Raw genomic sequence first — 25,557 nt, 5'->3', positions numbered from 1 at the left:
AATTTGCGTTTCGGGTGAAAATTCATTTTTCATTCTTTCATTCCTTCATTTTTAATTCCCACCCTTAATTTTGCACTTCGTGATCTTGGATTTTCTTTAATTTCCATTTCCTCAGGTAATATTGGTTTCTTTGTTAGTGATTTAAATGGGATTATTTTTCTTCCCATGATATCGCCTTCGTTTTCACCTAAAACACTTCCTGTTTTTATTAAATTTTTTACCATTCTGTCTTCGAGGGAATGATAACTTATTACTACTAATCTTCCGCCCGGTTTTAATAATTGTGTTGTGCTTTCGAGCATTTCGCGCAGTGCTCCCATTTCGTCATTTACTGCTATTCTTACTGCCTGAAAAACGGTTGACAAATACGGACTGTGTTCTCCTTTTACAACCGTTAATGCAATATTTTTTAATTCACCGGTTGTTGTAATTCCTCTGCCGCCGTTTTGTTTCATTTTTGTTCTTGCGTTCACGATGATGTGTGCGAGTTGTTTTGAATTTCGCACTTCACCATAAAGGCTGAAAATATTTTTCAACTGATCTTCCGTATAATTATTAATTACATCGTATGCGGAAATGGATTGATTATTATTCATGCGCATATCGAGGGGACCATCGAAACGAACGGAAAATCCGCGTTCTCCTTCATCAAATTGATGGGAGCTTACACCGAGGTCTGCAAGAATTCCATCTACTTGTGTTACTCCATGCACCCGCAGAAATTTCTGCATGTAGCGAAAATTCTGCGGGATGAAGGTTACTTGTTCGTTAGCGCTGAACTCGTTGATGTAATTTTTTTCGGCATCTGCATCCTGGTCGAAACAAAAGAGTTTCCCTTTGTTTCCGAGATTTTTTAGGATCTCCCTTGTATGTCCGCCACCGCCAAAGGTGACATCCACATAAGTTCCATCCGGATCTGTGATCAGATTTTCAATGCTTGTATGTAAAAGAACGGGTATGTGGTATGTTGCACTCATATACCATATTTACTTCTCACTTTTTCTGATAATTGCTGGTATTGGGTTGCGTCCATTTTCATGAATTTTGCGCTGAAACGTTCCATACTCCAGACAGCAACCTTATTTTTCATACACACCATGATGATATCCTTGGTAATTCCGGCATGCAATAAATGCAGTTTGGGAATCAGTATCCTGTCGCTAGAATCGATATTCAAAACCGAGGTTCCGCTATAAAACTGGGTCTTATAGTCCCTGTCCTCTTCCGAATTCTCCTGGATCTTGCTCACATTGTCCATTTCTGTGTAGAATTCACTTTGCGGATATAGATAAAGGCATGGGTCGATACCGCGGGTTATCACGAACTTTCCGGCGTCGTCTCCTGTAAGCTGACTGAGTAGTCCCGCAGGCACACGAATGCGCTGTTTTACGTCGAGGGTACACTCATATTCACCGATCAGGAAAGCCATTTTTTGGTTTTAGTGTTAATTTGAACGTAAACCTATCATTTTTATTACACTTTTGTACACATTTGTACACCGAGATGCCAAAAAAATTTGTGCACAGGAAATGCACATGGGTTATGCACAAATGTTAGCGGGGGGTTCTGAGTTCTGTGTTCTGAGTTCTGAGTTCTGAGTTCTGTGTTCTGAGTTCTGTGTTCTGTGTTCTGAGTTCTGTGTTCTGAGTTCTGAGTTCTGTGTTCTGTGTTCTGTGTTCTGAGTTCTGAGTTCTGTGTTCTGTGTTCTGTGTTCTGTGTTCTGGCATGTAGTAGATCTCCTGCGGAGATACTACATGCTGCGGTTCTGAGTCGGGGTTCGAAGAGGGGATTAGAAGATGACATCGATTGAAGAGTTGAAATGGTTGAAGGGATTGAAGTTGTTGAAGAAATATTGTCCGGAGGAATGACTCGATGGCGTCAAACTGTTTACTGCCCACTGAACACTGTTGACTGTTTAAAGGGTTGAAATGGTTGAAGAAGTATAGATCGGAGGAATGACTCGACAGGCGTCAAACTGTTTACTGCCCACTGCACACTGTTGACTGTTTAAGGGGTTGAAGGAGTATTGTCCGGAGGAATGACTCAATGGCGTCAAACTGTTTACTGCCCACTGCACACTGTTGACTGTTTAAGGGGTTGAAGGGATTGAAGTTGTTGAAGAAATATTGTTCGGAGGAATGACTCGATGGCGTCAAACTGCTTACTGCCCACTGCACACTGTTGACTGTTTAAATGGTTGATGGAGTAAATTAACAAGTAAGAAGTCGATCGCATCAATTGCCCGCGGTTCAGGAAAATGTGTATTTTTAATTCTAAAATCCAATATTATAAAAATAATATTAATTGTAGTTTTTATCACTCAATTTTCAGGTTGAATCTGTTGTAAATTAATTTTTGAATGTGGAGTTATTTTTAGTAAGTATTTTATTAGCAGTTCTAAGTATTTATGCATTTTTAACAAAAAGAAATATACTTCTGTATTTCTTTTTGTTTTCCAGTGCCTTGTTTGTTAGAATGCATTACATTCAACAAGACCCATTTTTACATGATTGGGATGAAAGATATCATGCAGTTGTAGCTAAAAATTTTATTACGAATCCTTTATTACCTGTATTGCGGGAAGATCCTGTGTTACCATATAATTTTCAGGATTGGTGGGGAAATCACATTTGGCTACATAAGCAACCTTTGTTTATGTGGCAAATGGCTCTGAGCATGAAAATATTTGGCATAAATGAGTTTGCTCTCAGGTTACCAAGCGCTATACTATGCAGTTTTCTATGCATTATTATTTTACGAATTGGTTATTTAATGAAAAAACCTTTAGCGGGAATGGGTGCCGCCCTATTATTCTGCTTTTCGATGTTTTCTATTGAGTTAACTACCGGTGCAATAGGTATGGATCATAATGATATTTCAATGCTATTTTATGTTACTTGCAGCATTTGGGCGTTACTTGAATATTACTCTTCAAAAAACTACAAGTGGTTAATACTCGTTGGATTGTTTTCCGGTTTGGCCATTCTTGTTAAATGGCTAACGGGTTTATTAGTCTACGCAGCATTTGGCTTAAATATTCTAATAATGGAAAGGCCAAAAGATTATATTAAACAATTTAAACGGCTATTTCTGACACTTATAATTACCTTAATTATAATGCTTCCCTGGCAAATTTATATTCATACAGAGTATCCTGTCGAAGCAAAGTATGAGTTCCAATTTAACCAACAACATTTAACGGAAGCTATTGAAGGGCATACTGGAAATTATCTATTTTATTTCATTGAATTGCCAAAACATTTTTCCTATTTTTTGATTCCATTAATTATATCAGGATTAATTCTATTTCTAAAAAGTAAGCTTCCAACGTATTTTAAGATAATTATCTTGACATCAATTTTAACAGTTTATGTATTTTTTACTCTATTAGCTACTACAAAAGTATCGGCTTACGTTTTTATGGTTTACCCTCTTATTCTCCTAATTATAGGATTAAACTATGATTATTTATATAATAAATTAGTTGTAAAGTCTGGTAAAAAAATAGGGACAGTCATAGTATTTATGATCATAGCAATTAGTGTATATACGAACTTGAAATATGAAACACTCAGAAAAACCCATGAAAGAGGATTATCAAATTATAATTGGGACAATCGAAAAATTAAAATACATAATGCTGAGATATATCGTTCCTTAGATACTACCTTAAATGGCAGCTATATTATTTTTAATGGTAAATCAATGGAAGATGTAGAGGCTCTTTTTTATTCGAATCAAAACGTTTATGCTTGGTGGCCCGAAAAAGATGTAATAGATTCCCTTAAAAGCAAAGGTTACAAGATTGCTGCCTTTGCTAGTCATGGCAATCAAATTTTGCCTCAATTTATTATAGAGGATAAAGATATTATTATAATAAATAAAACATTATATTAAATTAATTCATGCGGAAATGTAAAATTATCCCTCAACAATGAACCAGCTGAACACACATCTGTTAAAAGGTTCTATTTTCACAGAATAAATAAGTATCCAATCCTACCCAATTGCTTAAACCAATAAATATAACTTTTCAAGATACCCTTAGTAACCCTAGAAGCAAAACGTTAAATTAAATTAAGATCTGAAAAAAAACATCTTCCCATTCCGGAAATATTTAATTTTGGGTAATAACAATTATGAAACAATTACGAACGGGAGAATTTTATGGGGAGACTAATAAAACGATTCATTTAAATGGGTTGACCTTAACTGATACGGAATATATTCATGAAAAAGTAGATTGGCATTATCATGAAAATGCATATTTCACTTTAGTATTGCAAGGAAACATAATAGAAGGAAACAAAAAGGAAGTTTATACTTGTGCAGCTGGAAGTTTATTATTTCACAATTGGCAGGAACCTCACTACAACATAAAACCTGAGGGATTTACGAGAGGCTTCCATATTGAATTAAATTCTTCATGGTTCAAAAAGCTGGACCTTAACATAGATAGATTACAAGGGAGTATTAAAATTACGAATGTTGATGTAAAACTTTTGTTGTATAAAATATTTAAGGAAACAAAAATAGAAGATGAAATTTCCGCCTTATCAATTCAATCCCTGGTACTACAATCACTTGCAGAAATGTTTCGCAAGAATCGAACAGAAACAATAAGAAAACCTGCATGGACGAAAAAAATTAATGAAATACTGTTTTTTGAACATTCCAACCGGCTTACACTTGACTATCTCTCCCAAGAATTAGAAATTCACCCTGTGCACTTGTCACGGGATTTTTCAAAATATTTTAACTGTAATTTGGGTGAATATTTAAGAAAACTAAAAATTGAACAATCACTGGCTTTGCTTCCAGTTAAAAATAAATCATTAACAGATATCGCTTTCGAATGTGGGTTTTCAGACCAAAGTCATTTTACACGGTGTTTCAAGTCCGTAAATGGAATTGGTCCTAAAAAATTCAGGAAAATGATATTGGCCTAAAATTTCCATGTTAATTCTATTCTATTTTTATCCATTTGTTAAAAGTAGTTTTGCTGTTCACTTACACTATTAAAATGATCAGATCTTATCTTTTAATACTACTATTTCAATTTCCGTTCGTACATATTTTTTGTCAGGTAACTGATCTGGTAAAGGAAGACAGCATTTCTTATGAAATTCATAAAAGAAATATTGGCAAAATTACTTTTATGGCGCAAAGTATTCCTATTGAAAAGTGTGAAGAAAGCGATTTCTTATCCTCCTTTGTCCTTAAAGAAAACACCGATTTAAATATCAGGGTATTCTTAGGCAACTCCTTAACGAATTATCTACATCAACTTTCGCCACAACTTAGCCCAGATATATTGACGAATAATGGGAATTACCAATTTTCCTTTTTCGTTGACGATCAAAAAATCTATGTGGAAAATCTGCCCGTTGGTGCAGGAAGTGCTGAAAGTAAAAACGAAAGAACAGTTTTTAGAGTTCCATTAATAAGTTCTACTAATGAAGATTCCTGGGGAAGATTTCTTTGGAATAGGTTTTTATTTAATGGAGGACAAGATGCATTAACTACCGGAGAACATCTTCTAAGAATTGAAATCAGACCTTATTTGAATTTTACGGAATTGCAAACAGGAGACATTATTGCCGAAGGAAAAATAATTGTTATTGTTACCGAAATAAAAATAAACGAAAAACTTATTCAGGTTCAAACTATAAAACCGCTCAAAGACTGGCAAATTTCAACAGAACAATTTGACACCGATTTGGTAGAAGAACTTAACAGGAAAATTGCCACACAAACATTTAAAGACATAACAAGTATTGTAGTAATAAAAGACGGTAAACTATTAATAGAAGAATATTTTAACGGAGCCAAAAGAAATACACTACACGATACAAGATCTGTTGGCAAATCGTTTGCATCCACAATGATGGGTATTGCAATTAATGATGGTTATATAAAAAACGAATTGCAAATGCTTCATGAGTATTACAACTTAACATCTTACCAAAATTATAATCCATTAAAAGACAGCATTACAATACAAAGTTTGCTCACCATGAGTTCACCCTTTGATGGTTCTGATCTAGATCAAAATTCAGCCGGAAATGAAGAAAACATGTATCCAACAAATAACTGGGTTGAATTTGGATTAAATCTGCCAATTGATACAGTGAAAATAGCCAACCATCGATGGGATTATTTTACAGCTGGCGTAATAATTCTTGGCGATATTATAAATAAATCTGTTCCAAACGGTCTGGAAAAATATGCTGATAAAAAATTATTTCAACCACTTGGAATTACAAATTACAAATGGGAATACACTCCTCAAAAAGTGGCAAATACAGCAGGCGGACTAAAGATGCGCTCCATTGATTATGCAAAGTATGGTCAACTATATCAAAATGGCGGCAAATGGAATGGCAATCAAATTCTCACTCCCGAATGGGTGAATAAAAGTTTATCAAAACAAATAATAATTACCGAAGGCGAATATTATGGGTTTCTGTTTTGGAATAAGACCTATAAAGTTAACGGAGCGGACCATGAGGTATATTATTCCAGCGGAAATGGTGGTAATAAGATCTTTATTTTCAAAGATCAACCAATAGTTATTTTGATTACATCTACAGCATATAACTCACCCTATGCACATGCTCAGGTTGATAGAATGATGGAGGACTATTTAATTCCGGCTGTGATGAAATGATTGCTCGCAGGGTTTTGCCGGATTTAATATCCTACTCAACTTTATAAAATCCCTCCCTCTTCACCGAATAAACCGGTATCTCCATCTTTCCAAATTGTTTAATCCAATAATTATTGCTTTTCCAGCTGTTTGTATTATCTATTATATAAGTGGCATTTGGAAAAGGATTGTTAGTGGAATCAATTTTAAGAAAGGGATCCTGAGTGAGGATGACGTAGTTAATTACTTCGGCATTGGGGACGGAATCGTTGCGGGTTTCTTTGTCGAGAAAATAGAGGGTGGTTCCGTTGTAATATAAAAAGGGATAACGGTAATAAAAGGAAGTGATGGGTGTAAATTCTTTTTGTGTTTTGATATTGATGTATTGGGCATCTTTAATTCCATTTTCTATAAAATCATTTTTTAGGTGAAAAGTATATTCTTCTGAATTGGGAAGTGAATCAGTATCTGTAAATATATAAGCAGTAGTACCGTTATTGATAACAATGGCGGTGTTTTTTTTCAGGTTGTAGATACTGATATTCTGATTATTGTTGTTTTCGAATTTGTGCAGGGTAAGACTCAAACTACACAATAAAATACCCGCCAACATTCCCAAAAAATATTTTTTTTCTTTCAACACTAAAAATGCTCCGAAAAAAATAATGATGAGATATAACAGTAATGTTGCAGTGGTATTAAGATATAAATTATCGGTAACGGAATAGGGTAATTTTTCAATGCGTATCACAGAGTTATTCATGATACGCAAACACCAATCGAGTAAAAAAGCAATGGCTGAGCCAACAAAAGGAATGGCACCCAAAACAAAAAATGCAACTCCCAAAACCAATATTAAAAAGGAAACCGGAATGGCAACAATATTGGAAAGCAAAAAATAATTCGGGAACTGATGAAAATAATATATTCCTATTGGAGATGTAACAATTTGTGCTGCAATGGAAACGGAGGTCATGGACCAGAAATATTTTACAATAGTATTAATGGGTTTCCAGATATTATATATGAGGGGTTGAAAAAATACTATCCCTCCCACCGCTAAATACGACAATTGAAATCCCACTTGTGTAATCTGATAGGGATCGTCGAGCAATAGGGGAATCATGGATACAAATAATATGTTAAAACTATCTATCTGCTGATCATACAATTTTCCCAAAGCAAGAAAAGTGAACATTACTGCAGAACGATTTACACTGGCCGATAAACCTGATAAACATGCATATAACCAAATTATTACAAGAATAATTACCGTTTTAAACAAAGCAGCTTTAGAGCGTTTGGTGAAAAAAAGGAGAAAGGACGAAACAAAAACTCGAGAATTACGTATAAGATGCCAACGTGCAAACCGGAAACTGCCAAAATGTGCATAGTGCCTGTATTTGCGTATGCTTGTTGCACTTCGTCTGGAATTACACTTTTTTGTCCGATAATTAAAGCAACTCCCACCGAAAGCGAATTTTCATTTTTTATGTGTTTCTCCATCAAACGAATAAAATAAGATTTCCACCCATAAATATGTGTCCAGATGGTTTTTGCTTCATTTCTATTTGTTTTTTTATACTCTCCTTCCTTTAAAAATGCAACGTGATATATCTTTAAATTCTTCAGATATTTTTTGTAATCAAATGCTTCCGGATTTTTTGTAGACTGAGGTTCAGCGAATTTATTTTTTATATAAATAATATCGCCATAATTAAAAGTTTGCGGATGCAAAGTATCGGTTTTGATATACACAATAGATTTTCCATTAACGCGTGTGGAAATAGAATCCTTTATTAAAAAATCAACATCAACATACAATTTAATATTTTTACCGGTAAGCTCCGGAGGTTTATTTATTCTACATTCGAACAGAGAAATACTATCTGCATTCACCATAAAATAATCATCGTGATACACAGGAGTATCCTTAATCACAATACATATTCCTCCAAAAAATAATACCAAATGAAATAAAAACCCGTGCATTGGTTGCAGCCGGAATGAAGAGGATAATTTATGTATTATCTGAAATAAAAAATAAATAAATACCACTCCGAAAAAACAATACACATACTCCATTGCCTGCAGTTGCAATTGAATGGATATTATGATCCCCAACACAAAAGGGACCAAATATCGGAAGAGAGGGATGTGGTTCCAGTATCCTGTCATAAGAGATAAACGCAACTAAAATAGGAGAATTAATTTAAGAAGAAAGCCTTTTAATTGATAATTGACAATTGACAATTGATAATTTTTTACATCGACTAGGGATGGGAATTAATCGTGTACCATTTTTACTCTGGGTAGAGTGAGGAATAACGCTGATTACCTAATGATTGTAGATTACTTTATGCTAATCGGATACGATTTAAAGTTCGATAATTGGAGTGTAAAATAAATTGAAAATAGTCGCTTAAAATTAAATACACGGGAATAATTGATAATTGACAATTGATAATTGATAACGGGAATTCGATTATGGCCTGAAATCAATTGTCTACCAGGGTTATAATCGAAAAATAGAAAATTTACCAAGTCACTTTATAAAAAAAATAGTCGTTTAGATTATTTAAACGACTATCAATTATAATATCACAGTTATAAATAGGAAATTATTTTTCCTCCCATCGACGAGCCCCAATTGTCAATTATCAATTGTCAATTATCACTTGCCTTCAATAGCAAAAACTCCCGGAAGAGTCTTTCCTTCAAAAAACTCCAGCATAGCCCCTCCCCGGTTGAAACATAACTTACCTGGTCGGATAAATTAAATTTATTTACCGCTGCAACTGAGTCGCCTCCGCCCACAAGGGAATAAGCGCCATTTTTTGTTGCCTGTGCAATTGCTTTTGCAATTTGGATGGTTCCATTGCTGAAATTTTCCATTTCAAAAACGCCCATGGGTCCATTCCATAAAATAGTTTTGGAGGCAAGAATTACATCGCTGAAATCTTTAATTGCTTTTTGTCCAATGTCGAGTCCCATCCAACCTGCAGGAATTACATTGCTAACGCAAGAATCTTTTGCAGCATCATTATCAAATTTATCGGCTATTATTGAATCAACAGGCAATAAAATATTTGCACCGGTTGATTTCGCATTTTCTATTAATTGTTTTGCGAGATCGAGTTTATCTTCTTCGCATAATGAATTTCCGATATCACCACCCATTGCTTTAATAAAAGTATAAGCCATTCCTCCTCCAACAATGATGTGATCCGCTTTTTCCACTAATTTTTCCAATATCATAATTTTATCAGAAACTTTTGCGCCGCCAATAATTGCAGTAAATGGTTTTTCGTGATCGTTCAATACTTTATTTGCAGCATCTACTTCTGCCGCCAATAAATAACCCGCCATTTTATTTTCGGGTGTATATAATTCTGCAACAATGGTAGTAGATGCATGCGCGCGATGTGCAGTGCCGAATGCATCGTTAATATATACATTCCCCAACTCACTTAATTGAATTGCAAAATCTTTATCGCCGGCTTCTTCCTCAGGATGGAAGCGGAGATTTTCAAGCAACATTACTTCACCGGGCAATAAATTTAATGCTAAAACCGCACATCATCACCAATACAATCGTCAGCAAATTTTACATCCTGACCTATTAATTCGGATAAATGTTTTACGATATGTTTTAATGAATATTTATCTTCAGGCCCGCCTTTTGGTCTTCCGAGGTGTGACATTAAAACAACAGAACCACCATCCTCCAATACTTTTTTAATTGTTGGGATTGCAGCTTTTAATCTTGTATCGTCGGTTACCTCGAATGTTTTTTTATCTAACGGAACATTAAAATCAACGCGTATGATCGCGCGTTTGTCTTTGAAGTTGTAGTCTTTTATGGTACGCATTTATTTTATTCTATTTAGTTTTTTATTATTAGTTGTTGTGTATCTTTCTTTGTCCTATTTCCTACTTCCTTGTCTTATGTCCTATGTCTTCGTATAGCGGATGAGGGGGCCGGTAAGACGGGAAGAGCGGTAAGGTCCGCGAAGTAGTTTTTTGTTGGAATAAAAATTTACTTCCGCCCGGATGCCCCATTCCTTCATTCTTTCATTCCTTCATTTTTTCATTTTAATATTCTTTAAATATTTATTTCTTTCATTTTAATCACAAGATCTGCCAAGCGACTTGAATATCCAAACTCATTATCATACCAACCCATTACTTTTATCATATTTCCATTTACTGCTGTTAATTCGGAGTCGAAAATGCAGGAATGCGGGTCGCCAACGATATCGATGGAAACGAGGGGTTCGGTGGAATATGAAAGAATATTTTTGAGATAGGTTTCGGAGGCTTGTTTGAAAGCTGCATTGATCGATTCGATTGTTGCGGGCTTTAGCAGCGTGCAGGTAATATCGGTAATGGAGCCATCGGCAACCGGAACACGAATACTTGCTCCGCCAATTCTTCCTTTTAGTTCTGGGAAGGTAGCCGCAATTGCCTGAGCCGCTCCGGTGCTTGTTGGCACCATATTGAGGGCTGCTGCTCTGGCTCTGCGCAGATCTTTGTGCGGAGCGTCGTGCAGGCGCTGGTCGGAGGTGTAGGAGTGTATGGTGGTGATATAAGCGTGATCGATGCCAAATTGCTCGTGGAGCACCTTTATCATGGGCCCGGCACAGTTAGTGGTGCAGGAGGCATTGGAGATGATGATATCCTCTTTCAGAAGCATGGCATCATTAACACCCAAAACAATGGTTTTTATGTCGGGGGATTTGGGTGGTGCCGATAACAATACCTTTTTTGCTCCCGATGCAACGTGCAACATTGCCGATTTCATATCGAGGAAATGTCCAGATGATTCGAGCACCAGATCGATGTTCATATCCTTCCAGGGAAGATTTGCCGGGTCTTTTTCCGCAAAAACCTTGATACGTTTGCCATTTACGATCAGATCACCGCCTTCTATATGCACTTCTCCGCTAAATTTGCGGTGAATAGAGTCATATTTGAAGAGATGAGCGAGGGTTTCCACGTCGGTAAGATCGTTGACAGCCACTACGTCAACATTATTTTTTTCGAGGACCCTCCGAAGGAAAATCCTTCCGATACGCCCAAATCCATTGATTGCTATGCGATAGTTACTCATAATTATCCTGTAAAATTACCCAGTTCGCGATAAATATTTCGCAGAAACTTTTACAAAATGTTTTTTTGCGCTACTTTTGCATCTCTTTTGAGAAAACGGCCCGTTCATCTAGGGGTTAGAATACAAGATTTTCATTCTTGGTACAGGGGTTCTCCGCCTGCTCGACGCAGGAGGGCAGGGATTCCCGGAGTTCGACTCCAAAACAACGTTCTTTCACTGCGGCAAAAAATATGGCCCGTTCATCTAGGGGTTAGGATACAAGATTTTCATTCTTGGTACAGGGGTTCCCCCGCCTGCTCGACGCAGGAGGGCAGGGATTCCCGGAGTTCGACTCCAAAGCATCGTACTTTTCACTGCGACACAGAATATTGCCCGTTCATCTAGGGGTTAGGATACAAGATTTTCATTCTTGTTACAGGGGTTCCCCGCCTGCTCGACGCAGGAGGGCAGGGATTCCCGGAGTTCGACTCCAAAGCAACGTTCTTTTCACTGCGACAAAAAATATGGCCCGTTCATCTAGGGGTTAGGATACAAGATTTTCATTCTTGTTACAGGGGTTCCTGCCTGCTCTGACGCAGGAGGGCAGGGATTCCCGGAGTTCGACTCCAAAGCAACGTTCTTTTCACTGCGACAAAAATATGGCCCGTTCATCTAGGGGTTAGGATACAAGATTTTCATTCTTGGTACAGGGGTTCGATTCCCCTACGGGCTACAAAACAATGCTTATAAACCCTTGTAAATCAATAGTTTACAGGGGTTTTTAATTTGTAGGTGACACATGGGTGACAAAAGGTTATAAAAACTGCAAAGTTTCTTGGTTTCGATTACCTAAATATCTTTAAATTTATAATTCCTTCAACTATTAAATCATTTAGGATTAACTCATGGAGGGGTATTTTCGACTTTAGACGCGGGGGGGCAATTAAGGCGGGTTAGTCCAACATATACCTATTACATATATTAACAATTAAATACCCTAAAAACTACTTCTTCTTTTTAATAAAGGCTAAAGGGTTGGTTTTGCGTGACCCAGTGCGAAAAATAGCCTTTTTTAAATTATGTTTTGTACATTTATATATGTCAAAACATACAATATTTTATTACGACCAAAGATTTAGACCAACAAATTTATTACTACATCATAAATTTTCAACTCCATTACCGTCTATTTTTGAATACTTTAAATGTAATCTTCGTACATCTCATATAGTAGGGCTTAATGAAACAGGAAACCTCACAAGCTCTCCAGTTTCGTTGCAAGATGAAACAGATATGCTATCAAATACGCTTCCCTCTTTCCAATATTCTCCTATATTATTTAGCGGCTCTTTCAATGTTATATAAAAAGAAATATCTCCTATTTCCAATAAAAAATTATCCCCTTTGTTCAGATATTTTATTTTAGTATCCTTGTTCGTCAACGATGCCGAAATTATTTGTAAGTCTTCAAACATATCAATATCATCGGGAACTATTAAACACAGATTTAACTCTTTATTTTCTCTTCCAACATTTATTAATTTAGGTTTAATAGCTATGCAATTTTCCTGTAATCGGATTAGTGATTGCTTAATTTTGTTTTCCATAATTTTTTATTTCTTTTAGTTTAGAATTGGAATCCTGTTTGTAAAGAAATAAAATTATTCCCTCCGTTATCTATAAATTGCCTTTTAAAACCAATGGCGACTGCATAAGCTATATTAGGGCTTAAATAAGCTTTAAAACCTATCTTAGGGTTTAACATCAATCCACTGCTATACTCAGTATCATAAACCGATAAAGAATAGCCTATATCACAAGAAAAATCAGGTGTGAATTGTCCAGTAATAAAATTAACTCTTGGACTAACAAAGATTGGTATCAAAATTTCTCCTCCATAAAAATCCATTCCAACGCCAAACATTATTGCAAAATAATCATTTACCTGCACTCCGCTTGCATCGCTAAAACCAACTATATATCCATACCCAGGAGCCGTGAAAAAAGAAAAGTATAACATATTTATATAACCATGTGAAGGCGTTATCTTACCCGTCTTAAAAACTTCATCATCAGTTGAAAAGACTTGCTTTTCTCCCCAACTGTATTTTATCATAAATATATCAGCCTTATTAATTACAAATACAGGACTTTCAGCGCCAACAGGAGTATATTTTACCTCCGAAATTCCAACTTCCTTTACAGTACATTGTATTTCCTCTCCATCTTTCTTGACTATAATATCTTGACAAAATAGATGCGATGTAAAAAAAATACTAATTATGAATAATAATAAGGCTTTCATAAGCTAAGAATGAGTTTATCCCTATGCTTCGGTCAGGTAGTTTACAAATTAATCGGCGTGAAGCAAACCATTCATTACTCACGCTCGACTAAAGCGCACAAACGAAATAGAATGCCCACGCCGTAACGTAGTGCACCCATATTCCCGTTTGTGTATGAATTTAGTCGATTCGAGTAACGGAATAGGAACGCCAATAAGATTTAGCAAATGTAGGAAATAGTAGTAAACTTTTAAAAAGGGGTGTAGATTTGAGTAAAGACCGACCTCGTGCAATTTGAAAAGTAAGCAAAATCACCTTTTGATTTCAGGGTATTGATAATCAAGGATTAGTAAACCTTAAGAACCTTCCCTAATATGATTCTATTTTTTTCCTAACAGCTAAGGGTATATTTGCCTTAACCAAATCACACTCTTGAATAACCAAAAAACCCTTCTTCACCCTTACTTTGTTTGCTTCTGGATACTCTAGTTTGTTTAAATATAATTTGCTGCCAATTGCAAACTTTGTACTAATAAGATTAGGTTGGATTGTAATATATTTTAATGCAGCTGCAGACCGCTTTATACGGAATGCCTTATTTATTGAAATGTTTAAAATCTTGGCAAGATATGATGCCGAAATTGGAAAAAAATCAGGAATATTTCTAAATGCTTGGTTGGATCGCCTTCCTTTGCAATCCACATTTTTGATAATATCCCTGATACGATTCTTTATTAACTTCGTAATTAAACCTGCTAGTAATAACTCCTGCAAATAAATAATTTGTGACAGTTCCAAAAATATTGCAGTTCGTCTATTAAACTGATGCTTTTTACGAATATAATCAAAACCCCTAACAAAATACAAACCTGATTTTTTATTGTATCCTACCCAATTGAGTTTAATAAGTATTGTTAAATTGTTTCTTATCGACTTAATAGACTTGTAGTCGAGAATAGTTGCAAGTTGCTCAAAATCTGCTGTGTCCAATTTGATTTGACCACTGCACCTTGATTTTAAAATAAGATACAACTTGAAAGGTTTTATCAATGAATTTGAAATTACATAGTTGCCTAGCTCTAGTGGAATTTTAAACCTTTCAGTCATTATAATCACATCAAATATTTGTAATACTTGGGTAATGATGTCTTGTAATATATTCTTCAAGTTCACCTTTATCAAAATACATCATTTTTCCATTTGGTTTATAAAATGAAATTGCTCTATTGCTTGTTAGCTTATAAAGAGTAGGTGGTTTGATTCCTAAAAACTCACAGGCTTCTTTAGAAGTAATAAATTCTTGCATACAGTTTAAAATTATATAATTGGTTAAATTAATAATACAAAATTAAAAAGTATAAATTATCTACTCCGATTTTTTATATCGGTTTATGAACAATTTGTTGGGTTATTTTCCGATTTGCTTTTAATTAGTTGTTTTTCAAGTAATTGCAAAACAAAATAAATTAAAATATTTTTTGAGGTAATGAGACTACTAATTAAATGGAAAATAATGAATTTGTAAATAGCAGTTACACATTTTGTAAATAGCAGTTACAAAAATTAATTTATAATGCAAGCTATATAGATATTACAAGGGTATTTGCAATTAAGAATTACAAATAATTAATCAAGCATGGGTAGGTTTGATATTGCAGTGTCTTTCAATTTATCTGAGACACGCACATAACGCTGTGTGTAAACATATGAGGAATGCCCTAATAATGCACTGGCACTACTTATATCACTTCCATGTGTTATAATTGCCGTTGCGAATGAATGTCTTGCACAATGCCAAGTTATATGCTTTTGAATTTCAGCCTTTTTTACCCATACCTTTAAACTTTTTAAACAGGCAGTATGGGTAGGTAAAACAAATAATTTACCTGTTTTGGTTTTGCAGGAATTTAGAATTTGTTTTGCTTCCTCATGTAAACGTATCATAACACGTACATTTGTTTTTTTCTGAGTAATGTCAATTATATCATTATTTATATTTTCATGAGTGATTTCACATACATCGCTAAATCTCAACCCCGTAAAACATGAAAAAATAAAAGCGCGTTTTACTTCTTCATTGGTGATAGGAGTTTTCTTCAAGGTATTTATTTCGTCAAAAGTTAAAATTTGTTTGCTAATAGATTCATTTCTTTTTATTGAAACACCATTTGAAGGGTTTGAAGCTAAAACTCCCTCATTAACAAGACTTTCCAAGACTTTCTTAAACTTTTTAAAATAGTTGCTAGGAGTTTCACCGTTCAACTTCGTTTCTAAATACTCCTTAAACTCAATTACAAGCCCCTTAGTGAGTTCATTTGTCTTGATTGACCTTTTTCCTTTATCGTTCAAAAAAGTTTCAAATTTCGCCAAAGAAGCTGAAATTACGCGTTTATCTTTCTTCCCATACTTATCAGCAGTTGAGGTAAAATATTTTAAGAGGTCGATTGATTTGCGCGACATAGGAATTATTGAATGTATGCCTGCCTCTATCTCTATCGCTCTTTTATTTCTAGCCTGCTCAGCCAAAAGTCTCATTTGTCGGTTACTATCCCTGTCAATATTGTTTTTAGGTTTAACAAGTTTAAGGTTTGTTAAAAATTCCCTTTTTCGGGTTTTATTCACATAAACATCAAGATAAAATGTTTGAGTCTTATTCTTATTGGTTTTTAATCTTAGCGTTACTGACATATTGCAATATTTATTACGATTTATTAATACGCAAATATAGCAAATTATTTAATCAAGTGACATTAGGGTGACAAGTATTTGACAACTAAATATAAAAATATATAAAAATGGATTGTCAAAACCCACTTGCAACTGTGGTTTACAAGGGTTTGTATCGGAATGAATAGAGGGTTGTGTATCCCTACGGGCTACTCCAACTTTATAAACCTTTGCAAGTCAATTACTTGTGAAGGTTTTTTGATTTAACACGCTCATGAATATTTGCCCGAATCGGTTGCGATTATAATATTATTATTTCGATGTCAATCATTAAGTAACCAATAATTCGCAAACTAATTTGAAATTTCATCTTTTGAAAAGTCTCACATTTAAAAAAATCTGTTTATGGGAATACAGTTTATAATTTATTTACTATGAGATTATTTGATGAATCCTAATAAATATAAATAATAAAAACTCTGACGAATTTTTATTCAATATAAACTACAAATGTAACTCTTACATCGTCAGGATTATCAGTAGGCCAAGTCGGACAATCCCATTTGATCTCAAGGTAATCTCCCTGAGAGACAGGTTGACTCAATCCTGTTGCACTTATTAAACTTGTAGAACTAGAATTTGCAATAGTTCCAAGGTTTACTAAAATGCTGGAATTAATTTTTAAGTATATTGTCGAAACATCAGTATCAGTAGTTGGAACTCCGGTATTAAAATACACATAAGCTACTCTTACTATTCCTGATTTAGGAATGTACACTTTATTAAAATCAGGTGTTGACCCAGTTATTTGTGAGATTGCTCCAACATAATAATTTTCATTATCAACGGGATCGATATCGTTGGAAACACCTTGTAAAGTTATTCCCAAAGACAGATTTGAAGTTTTAGTTTTATCAATTGTACCCGCAGATGCATCATAAATGGCAACGTAATCTGCATTTCTATCAACATTGGTTTCTTCTGTAAGGCTGTTTATGTCCATGGCAAGTACATCCGAGCTTAGTGATAATCCAGAACCTAAGGTACCTGAGATTAAATTTTTAGAGGAATTTAAAACAGCAATTCTGGAAGCTGTTTGTTTGTTGAAAGTAACCTGTCCAGCATCAAGGGTGAGCACATCATCAATAGAAGTTCCTGCACTATTATAAACTCCGAAATGCAATCCTCCTTTACTTGGGTTTGCGGTGCGCACAAAACTAATATATCCACCGATGGTACTTTTAGTATTATCAACTCCAAAACCTATAGAAGCTGATTCGCCATTGGTATCCGAATGATGCTGAACTGTACTTTGGTAATTTACCCAACTTGTATTTCCATCCGAATAATCCTGGGCTCCAACAACTTTAAATTGTGGATTTTCGGAATCGTTTGCATTGTCGCCAACTATGAAATGATTTTGAATAAAAGAAACACTATTCGACCTTAACTTTATTGTAGTTATATCATCACCATTAATTAAGCCCCAATTGATATGGCTGTCCTGAAAGTCAATTAACAACGAAATTGGATTGGTAATTTCTCCAGGTCTACGATGTGCATAATATTGACCCGTAGTGGAGGGAGCAACAAGATCAAATAAATAAGAAGGTGTTGGATTATTTACGCCAATTCGATTATTAGAAGCATCGTAAACAAAACCGCTTGTTCCGAGAGTAAAAGTGTTGCCTGAGGTTCCGGAAATTGATAAACTTGAGGTAAAATTTTTTGGAGTTGCATAATCAAATGCAATATTTCCAGCAGTTGAATTAAAATCGTCACTGTCAAAAGATGCAACCCCTTTTGTTGATCCATCTGCTGCAGCGTTTTCAATAAATAGAGTTGTATTTCCTGTAAATTCGCAATCACCATCGCATCCATCATCACCTTGAAGAGGTCCTTCTAAATCCAATGATACCTGGCAAAATCCATTTACATAACAAAAAAGTAAGATTAGTGGTAATTTTTTCATGATTATTCGTTTTATTTTAATTAATAAAAAATACTATTGTTTGAGAAATTGATTTACAACGTAAAATTCATTGGAGCTAAAAACCACATAATATAATCCATTTGGAAAATTTTGAATTGCAATTCGTTCATGGTTGTTAATAGTTTGGAGAGCATTAATCAAAACTAATCTTTTTGTTGCATCGAATATAGACAAGTATAAAGGATTTGTTAATTGAAAATTAATTTCCAAATTTATATAATCAAGTGCTGGAATTGGATATATTTTTACCTTATTCAAATATAATTCGGAGATATCAAGTCCTTCATCAATCAGTAAATTACAATTATCATCAATCCCATTTAACAACTCTTCTGAACCAGGGTAAACTTCTGCGTTTGTGTCATCACAATCTGTACTATCTAATACATAGCCTACAAGTGGTAGACAATAAAATGAATCAATTTCTATGTCACCAAAAGAATCGGTATCAAAATCTTTGTAATAATTGGTAAAAGCTAAATCGTCGTCTTTGATCCCGTCGCAGTCATTATCAATGCCATCACAGAGTTCTGCCGCACCCGGGTAAATTAAAGAGTTCAGATCATTACAATCCGAAGAATCTATAACATAACCAGAAATCTCATCCAAACAAGAACTAAGAAAAATTTCAGGGTTGCCGAATGTGTCTTCATCTTCATCTATATAAAATAAATTAAATAATAATTCTTCATCAATTTCTAAGTTACAGTTATCATCTAAATCATTACATATTTCAATAGCTATTGGATTTATATATGTATTTAAATCATTACAATCTGTTGAATCCAGTACATAACCATCGATAATTTCTAGACATGAAGCAATAAAAATATCAACGTTTCCAAAATCATCTGCATCAGAGTCAATATAAAAAATGTTGATTGATATACCTTCGTCAATTTCAACATTACAATTATCATCAAGACTGTTACACAATTCTGTTGCACCTGGGTATATTATGGAGAGCGAATCGTTGCAATCAAAATTATTAGTTACAAATCCAATTGGAGGAAAACAAGACAAAATCGAGTCAGAATAATTACCCCAACCATCATTGTCCAAATCAGGATAAAATACCTGGAGTGCACAGTCGCCTGCCAATTTAATTATCCAAAAATCACTTGAGCCAAGAGATTCTTCAGTTTTATTACCGGATATAGGTGAAGCAGAATAACCTCCAATAATATAGCCATTATCAGAGGTTTTATTGATGCTAGTCAGAAAGTCACCTAACCATCCTCCGATTGTTAATTGCCATTCTATTTCTCCTAAAGAATCAAGTAAAACCACCCAATAGTCCTCAAACCCTATATTTGCCTCCGTTTTATCACCTGAAATTCCAGACAGAGAATACCCAGCAAATAAATTCTCATCACCCGAAATATTTTGCTGTGAAATTTTTGAAATATCAGTGTAAGAACCACCGATAGTTTTTTGCCAAATTAAGTTTCCATCAACATCTAACTTAATTGTCCAATAATCAAAATAGCCTTTGTTTATTTCCGTTTTATCACCAGAAATTCCTGACTCTGAATATCCTTTAATGATAAATTGGCCTTCAGCATTTGTTGTAATGCAAAACGGCCAATCAGGATCATCTCCACCAATTGTATTTTGCCACTCTATATTTCCAAATTCATCAATTTTTAATATCCAAAATCACCTCCACTTCCAAGCCAAGCTTCAGTTTTATCACCTGAAACGGAAGATGTTGAATAACCACCAATAACTGCTCCATTATCTTGAGTAGGTTCAACACAATACAAATAATCGTACTCGTCACCACCAATAGTGTTTTCCCACAAAACATCGCCTAGGCTATTTATTTTAACTATCCAGTAATCATAGTATTCATCGCTAGATTCAGTTTTATCTCCTGAAATTGGCGAATTTGACCTTCCCCCTAATATATAACCACCATCAGATGTTTGTCCAATAGCCCTTAATTCATCATTTCCAGCACCACCGATTGTATTTTGCCACTCTACATTTCCTAAATTGTCTAATTTGACAACCCAATAATCATAACTTCCAGCAAGACTCGCTTCTATTTTATCTCCTGAAATTGGTGAATTAGAATAACCCGCGGCAATAAATCCTCCATCTTCAGTTTTTTGAATTGAAGTTAAATTCTCATTACCACTTCCACCGATTACATTTTGCCAAATTATACTTCCAAAGGAATTCAATTTGATAATCCAAAAATCATTTGATCCTAATGAACCTTCAGTTTTATCACCCGAAATTCCTGAACCTGAAGTTCCACCTAAAATATAACCACCATCAATAGTTTGTTCTATACCCACTAAAATATCACTCCCATTTCCTCCAATTGTATTCTGCCATTCAATTTCAGGAGCTTGAGAATGGCCAACAAACGCAGTTGAAAGTAGGAAAATAAATATTGTTAACCTTTTCATTATGTGGTTGATTATTACCAAATTTAATGATGTTTTTCGGTTTTTCATATGAAATAACAGATAACTTCAATTTTAAATCAAAAAATCACTATAATTATTTACAAAATCTGACCAAAAATGGAGGTTCAACCAACTTTTTGAATGGGACATTATTCAGTACCAAAAAGAGGCATTCAGCAGATATTCAGGTCCGAAATTTATGTAACTCCTTCATTTTCAATACTAATTGGTTCGATAATGGTATCCTTTGGGCTACAGATAATTTCTAAGTTATTGAAATTCAATAACTTAGAAATTTTTATATGGATTAGTTTTGATTGTAGGCTTTCAAGCAAACTTTTAGTGTCAATTTATTTATTTAAGAAATAAAATTCAACCTGTATTTTAAATAACGTTTTATTTTATTTCGTATGTAAAGGAGTAGCTCCATGATTGATCTGTTAAATCACCTGCTACCCATTGAATTTTTGCTGTATCAGTGGCTGCGACCCCAATAATTTCAGCTCCTTGTCCTGATACAGACCCACAAAATGAAACACCTGAACAATCTTCTGCATTAGTTAAATTTGATGCAATTGGCAAAGAGATTTCAATATAGGTATTGCCTGCATTAGTAGGGTTTGCGGTAAATCGACCTGATACAGTCACAACGTTAGCTACTCTCATCCACTGGGCATCTGTAGCTGTAGGGGTCCCTTCAATGTTTGAAGATGCAGTTACGCTTACGCTAAAAGTCCCACTGGCAATATATTGGTTTGTTGTTCCTGCCACTGTCCCTGCATTGTTGTGAAGTGCGGTTCCATATATTCTACCATCAGTTTCAATTCTTAATTTTTCAGTGGCTGCTGCTCCACTAGATTGAGTAAAAAAGCCCATAGCCATTGCTTCAGAATTCGCTGTGCTGGTAGTATTCATTGGTCTAATTGCCATTCCTTGAATTCTTCGAGTACCATTACCCTGTGAACAAACAAAACCATTCGTTGCATCAAAAGACCATGCAATACCTGATGTAACTGAATTTGCGGGATCTATCATAAAATGAGTTGCCACGGTGGAACCAGAAACTCCATTCTGCCCTCTATAAGAAGGATTTTCAGTAGATGCAGTTACTATCTCTCCACCTTTTAGGAATGTTATTCGATTCAAAGTGTTTGTATAAACCAAAAGATCTTTATTCTCTCTTTGCATAATTTCTGCATTTCCACCTGTGGTAATCCCAATTTGAAATCCATCTGTGTTTGTTATTCCTGTTGACGTTCCAGCAGTAAATCTTAGGTCACTTGGAATAGCATTACCTTTATCAATTTGCAAAGCACTAACAGGATCTGAAATAATATTCGCATTTCCACCCATCGCAATTCCAGTTGGAGTAATTGACATTGCGGCAATTGAACTTGTAGTCGCCAATGTTTTTAATCGAAAAAACATATAGGCATCAGCATCATTTGTTATATTATCGAAATAGGAAATTTTTGCTGAATTATCAAGCCAAATATTTAAGCCTTTCGTACCTCCACTGGTTGTCGTTCCATTTTGTATTAATAATCCGGCATCTGAATTTGTATTCGATGTCTCGATTGAAAAAAAACGATCGCTATTTGTGCTACCCTATCCGTAAGGAAGTGAAGTATTATAACCAAGTGAATATGTTAATCCTGCGTTTCCTTCAGAATCAACAATCATACTCATATGATCTGATGGTTTATCTGGAGGTGTAAAAGCTGCAGTTGTTGTGGTTTTAATATAGCAGTAGGCGCCTTGCTGAGTTGCGGTATGATCTTGAGCAGCTCGCACACCAAATGTCCCTCTATTGGATGCTTCTCAATCTCCATCTGCATACCCCTTGCCAATAAATTCAGCAAGTTTTTGGTCTTCTTCAGTTGGTTCTATTGCATCCCACGTTCCATTTGCTGTTCTTCCGCCAAAAACTGATGTGTGATTTGCAGAGCCAGCAAAAGTAGAAACATTAACTCCGCCATCTTGTGGAGTCACCTCTTCATCTGCATCGTGAAGAATATTTAGGGTAACACCAGAAGAAAAGCTGCCATCTGGTAGATTCGTAATTGCAAAAGTACCCACCTTGCTATATCTAAAATTATAAATACCATTGAAGGATGTATAAATAAAGTTATTATCAAAGCTCCATCCATTTAGCTCTGAATTTCCAGAATAGGCTAATGAAGGAGCAGACTCACTACCTGCGCTAAATAATGCTTTATTTTCAAATTTTTTATTACCCCCAAATGTCTGTGAAACGTCGGAAACGAAGCCCGGGTCATTCTCGTCTGCTTTCTGTCCATTCTCATAGTCAATGCTTATTACTCCGGAAGCACTTTCAAAATCATTTGGTGTATAAGTTGCAACACCTTTTGTAGTTCCATTGGCTGCAGCATCAGTTATTCCGATCGTAACTGAATTATCACAGGTCGTGCAATTTGCAACATTAGTTATGGGAGATGTGACGTCTATTCCCGCTTGTGCAGACATAAAATTTATAGAGGCAAGCATAATAGATAATAAAATTAGAGTTTTCATTTTTTTTGTTTTTAGTGTTAAAAAAATTATTGAAAAATGAGGAGTTAAATTATTATCAATTTATCAGTAATATATCCATCAGTAAATTGAATAGTTATAAGGTAAACACCAGGAGAAAGATTATTCAAATTAAATTCTACTGAATCTTTAATCATAAATATTTGAGAAATTGAATTCCCCAAAATATCAGTTATATATATGTTGAAATCCACTTCTGATTTACTTTCAATTGTCACCTGCCCATTAGTTGGATTAGGAAATAGAAAAAATAGTTCGCTATAATCAATTGAATCTATTTCTCGAAGCGGGAGGGTTGTAAAGGTTTCAATATCTGAAAAACTACTACTTTCTATACCGCAATAACTTTTGATTTTATATTCATAAGTTGTTGATGCGGCAAGACCTAAAAGATTTTTAAAATTTGTAAATGCATTTTTTTTAATCCAACTTGCCGCTCCTTCGATGCGATAATATACTTTATAATTTTCGGCAGCTGGTATTAAATTCCAATGAATTTTTGCACTAGTTGAAGTTATATTATCGGTGAACAAGCCTTCAGGGACATCGCACGCCTCAATGTCAGAAAAAAGTTTCACAACCCACCAGTCGTATGTGCCAGAATTCCAATTTGCTTCAATTTTATCTTCATAAATTTCAGATAAACTCGATCCAGCAAGTATATAACCGCCATCGACACATTCCTGTAATGATTTAAAATCGTCAGCCTTATTACCGCCTATTGTGTTTTCCCAAACAATGCTTCCTTCTTGATCAAGTTTAATAATCCAGTAATCATTAAAGGTTGATGGTCCAATTCTTGATTCTGATTTGTCATATCCAGCCAAGGATATTGATGAACCTCCGACAATATAACCTCCATCAGAAGTTTGCAAAAGGTCATTTAAAATATCCGCAGATAAAGCGTTAATTGTGTTCTGCCAAACAACATTTCCGCTTGCATCTAGTTTCAGAACCCAATAATCATCCCCATAACTATCTTCAGTTTTATCAAATGATATATCTGATGCAGAAGTTCCCCCGACAATAAACCCTCCATCAGAAGTTTGCATTATTTTCTTCAGTTTATCTGATGCGTTTCCTCCGATAGTATTCTGCCAAACAACATTTCCGCTTGCATCTAGTTTCAGAACCCAATAATCATAGCTTCCTCCAATACTATTTTCAGTTTTGTCTCCTGAAATACCTGAGATAGAATAACCTCCCAAAATGTACCCATTATCCGTTGTTTGATCTATTGAATAAAGTCCATCAAACGAACTTCCGCCAATAGTATTTTGCCAAAGTATGTTTCCAGTTGCGTCAAGTTTTACCAACCAATAATCATCGTTTCCTATTGATGATTCAGTTTTATCACCAGAAATTCCTGATTCAGATTCACCCCCAACTAAATATCCACCATCAGAGGTTTGACAATACAGTTTGCCTTATCGTTTTGATTCCCACCAATAGTATTTTGCCAAATAATATTTCCACTTCCATCAAGTTTCAATATCCAATAATCATAGCTTCCGTCGATATTACTTTCTGTTTTATCTCCGGAAATACCTGAGAGAGAAAAACCACCTAATATGTAACCACCATCACCGGTTTGTTGAATGAACTTCAATGTTTCAATTGACGATCCACCAATAGTATTTTGCCAGATAATATTTCCACTTCCGTCAAGTTTCACTATCCAATAGTCCGATTCTCCAAATTTATTCTCATTCTTGTCACCATTAGAACCAGAATATGAATCTCCACCTAATATATAACCACCGTCTGATGTTGGAGATATTGAGGTTAAATAATCATCATTATATCCCCCTATAGTATTCTGCCAATCTATTTCAGGAGTTTGGGTGTATATAGGGTTAAAACTTATATAACACATAGAAAGTAAAAAATATTTCATA

Annotated in this window: 21 protein-coding genes, 1 tRNA gene and 1 pseudogene; 4 read left to right on the top strand and 19 right to left on the bottom strand. The window is 34.9% G+C overall.

The window, feature by feature from the left end:
* Window positions 1–29: 29 nt before the first annotated feature.
* Window positions 30–977 (bottom strand): 16S rRNA (cytosine(1402)-N(4))-methyltransferase RsmH, encoded by a 948-nt coding sequence (rsmH, locus tag IPI31_08055; protein MBK7567768.1) that lies wholly within the window; start codon window positions 975–977, stop codon window positions 30–32.
* Window positions 974–1,429 carry a division/cell wall cluster transcriptional repressor MraZ gene (locus tag IPI31_08050; protein MBK7567767.1) on the bottom strand — a complete coding sequence of 152 codons (456 nt, stop codon included), beginning with the start codon at window positions 1,427–1,429 and terminating at the stop codon, window positions 974–976. Before IPI31_08050 ends, rsmH begins: the two co-directional genes overlap by 4 nt.
* A 932-nt stretch (window positions 1,430–2,361) precedes the next feature.
* Here IPI31_08050 and IPI31_08045 point away from each other — a divergent pair.
* From IPI31_08045 to IPI31_08035, 3 genes are all read left to right on the top strand, one after another.
* Window positions 2,362–3,897: a glycosyltransferase family 39 protein gene (locus IPI31_08045; GenBank protein ID MBK7567766.1), complete on the top strand. Its 1,536-nt coding sequence runs from the start codon at window positions 2,362–2,364 to the stop codon at window positions 3,895–3,897.
* 242 nt (window positions 3,898–4,139) lie between these two features.
* Window positions 4,140–4,949: a helix-turn-helix transcriptional regulator gene (locus IPI31_08040; protein MBK7567765.1), complete on the top strand. Its 810-nt coding sequence runs from the start codon at window positions 4,140–4,142 to the stop codon at window positions 4,947–4,949.
* A 74-nt stretch (window positions 4,950–5,023) separates the two neighbouring features.
* Entirely contained in the window at window positions 5,024–6,670 is a 1,647-nt protein-coding gene (locus tag IPI31_08035) for a serine hydrolase (protein ID MBK7567764.1), read from the top strand.
* A gap of 31 nt (window positions 6,671–6,701) precedes the next feature.
* On the opposite strand, the gene IPI31_08030 is transcribed toward IPI31_08035, so the two are convergent.
* The 4 genes and pseudogenes from IPI31_08030 to gap all read right to left on the bottom strand — a co-directional run bounded on the left by IPI31_08030 (window position 6,702) and on the right by gap (window position 11,762).
* Window positions 6,702–7,934, bottom strand: coding sequence for a ComEC/Rec2 family competence protein (locus tag IPI31_08030; GenBank protein ID MBK7567763.1), 1,233 nt, complete (start codon window positions 7,932–7,934; stop codon window positions 6,702–6,704).
* Window positions 7,919–8,749 (bottom strand): ComEC family competence protein, encoded by an 831-nt coding sequence (locus IPI31_08025; protein ID MBK7567762.1) that lies wholly within the window; start codon window positions 8,747–8,749, stop codon window positions 7,919–7,921. The genes IPI31_08030 and IPI31_08025 overlap by 16 nt, the downstream gene beginning before the upstream one ends.
* 574 nt (window positions 8,750–9,323) lie before the next feature.
* Window positions 9,324–10,521: pseudogene (locus tag IPI31_08020) on the bottom strand (phosphoglycerate kinase).
* Window positions 10,522–10,754: 233 nt separating this feature from the next.
* On the bottom strand, window positions 10,755–11,762 hold the full coding sequence (gene gap / locus IPI31_08015; protein ID MBK7567761.1) for a type I glyceraldehyde-3-phosphate dehydrogenase: 1,008 nt from the start codon (window positions 11,760–11,762) through the stop codon (window positions 10,755–10,757).
* Between the two features lie 640 nt (window positions 11,763–12,402).
* Here gap and IPI31_08010 point away from each other — a divergent pair.
* Window positions 12,403–12,474: transfer RNA gene (locus IPI31_08010), tRNA-Glu, on the top strand.
* 490 nt (window positions 12,475–12,964) lie between these two features.
* On the opposite strand, the gene IPI31_08005 is transcribed toward IPI31_08010, so the two are convergent.
* The 13 genes from IPI31_08005 to IPI31_07945 form a co-directional block, all read right to left on the bottom strand.
* A complete protein-coding gene (locus IPI31_08005; protein MBK7567760.1) occupies window positions 12,965–13,348 on the bottom strand; it encodes a hypothetical protein in 384 nt (127 codons plus the stop codon).
* 20 nt (window positions 13,349–13,368) lie between these two features.
* Window positions 13,369–14,046: a hypothetical protein gene (locus IPI31_08000; protein MBK7567759.1), complete on the bottom strand. Its 678-nt coding sequence runs from the start codon at window positions 14,044–14,046 to the stop codon at window positions 13,369–13,371.
* 349 nt (window positions 14,047–14,395) lie between these two features.
* The gene (locus IPI31_07995; GenBank protein ID MBK7567758.1) at window positions 14,396–15,133 is read right to left on the bottom strand and encodes a hypothetical protein; all 738 of its coding nucleotides are present in this window, start codon (window positions 15,131–15,133) and stop codon (window positions 14,396–14,398) included.
* Window positions 15,134–15,143: 10 nt separating this feature from the next.
* Complete coding sequence (locus IPI31_07990) at window positions 15,144–15,332, bottom strand: helix-turn-helix domain-containing protein (GenBank protein ID MBK7567757.1); 189 nt, start codon at window positions 15,330–15,332, stop codon at window positions 15,144–15,146.
* 320 nt (window positions 15,333–15,652) lie between these two features.
* Window positions 15,653–16,714, bottom strand: coding sequence for a site-specific integrase (locus IPI31_07985; GenBank protein MBK7567756.1), 1,062 nt, complete (start codon window positions 16,712–16,714; stop codon window positions 15,653–15,655).
* Between the two features lie 469 nt (window positions 16,715–17,183).
* A complete protein-coding gene (locus tag IPI31_07980; GenBank protein MBK7567755.1) occupies window positions 17,184–18,665 on the bottom strand; it encodes a hypothetical protein in 1,482 nt (493 codons plus the stop codon).
* Window positions 18,666–18,698: 33 nt separating this feature from the next.
* On the bottom strand, window positions 18,699–19,976 hold the full coding sequence (locus IPI31_07975) for a T9SS type A sorting domain-containing protein (protein MBK7567754.1): 1,278 nt from the start codon (window positions 19,974–19,976) through the stop codon (window positions 18,699–18,701).
* Window positions 19,977–20,332: 356 nt separating this feature from the next.
* Window positions 20,333–21,106, bottom strand: coding sequence for a hypothetical protein (locus IPI31_07970; GenBank protein MBK7567753.1), 774 nt, complete (start codon window positions 21,104–21,106; stop codon window positions 20,333–20,335).
* A gap of 396 nt (window positions 21,107–21,502) precedes the next feature.
* Complete coding sequence (locus IPI31_07965; protein ID MBK7567752.1) at window positions 21,503–22,534, bottom strand: hypothetical protein; 1,032 nt, start codon at window positions 22,532–22,534, stop codon at window positions 21,503–21,505.
* A 180-nt stretch (window positions 22,535–22,714) separates the two neighbouring features.
* The gene (locus IPI31_07960; protein MBK7567751.1) at window positions 22,715–22,900 is read right to left on the bottom strand and encodes a hypothetical protein; all 186 of its coding nucleotides are present in this window, start codon (window positions 22,898–22,900) and stop codon (window positions 22,715–22,717) included.
* Window positions 22,901–22,927: 27 nt separating this feature from the next.
* The gene (locus tag IPI31_07955; protein ID MBK7567750.1) at window positions 22,928–23,641 is read right to left on the bottom strand and encodes a hypothetical protein; all 714 of its coding nucleotides are present in this window, start codon (window positions 23,639–23,641) and stop codon (window positions 22,928–22,930) included.
* A gap of 44 nt (window positions 23,642–23,685) precedes the next feature.
* Complete coding sequence (locus IPI31_07950; protein MBK7567749.1) at window positions 23,686–24,975, bottom strand: T9SS type A sorting domain-containing protein; 1,290 nt, start codon at window positions 24,973–24,975, stop codon at window positions 23,686–23,688.
* A 71-nt stretch (window positions 24,976–25,046) separates the two neighbouring features.
* The gene (locus tag IPI31_07945; GenBank protein MBK7567748.1) at window positions 25,047–25,556 is read right to left on the bottom strand and encodes a hypothetical protein; all 510 of its coding nucleotides are present in this window, start codon (window positions 25,554–25,556) and stop codon (window positions 25,047–25,049) included.
* Between the last annotated feature and the right edge of the window lies 1 nt (window position 25,557).

The organism is Bacteroidota bacterium (assembly GCA_016706865.1).
Lineage (GTDB): Bacteria > Bacteroidota > Bacteroidia > Chitinophagales > BACL12 > UBA7236.
Note: the sequence above shows the minus strand (reverse complement) of the source record. Positions and strands in the feature narration are given on the sequence as shown.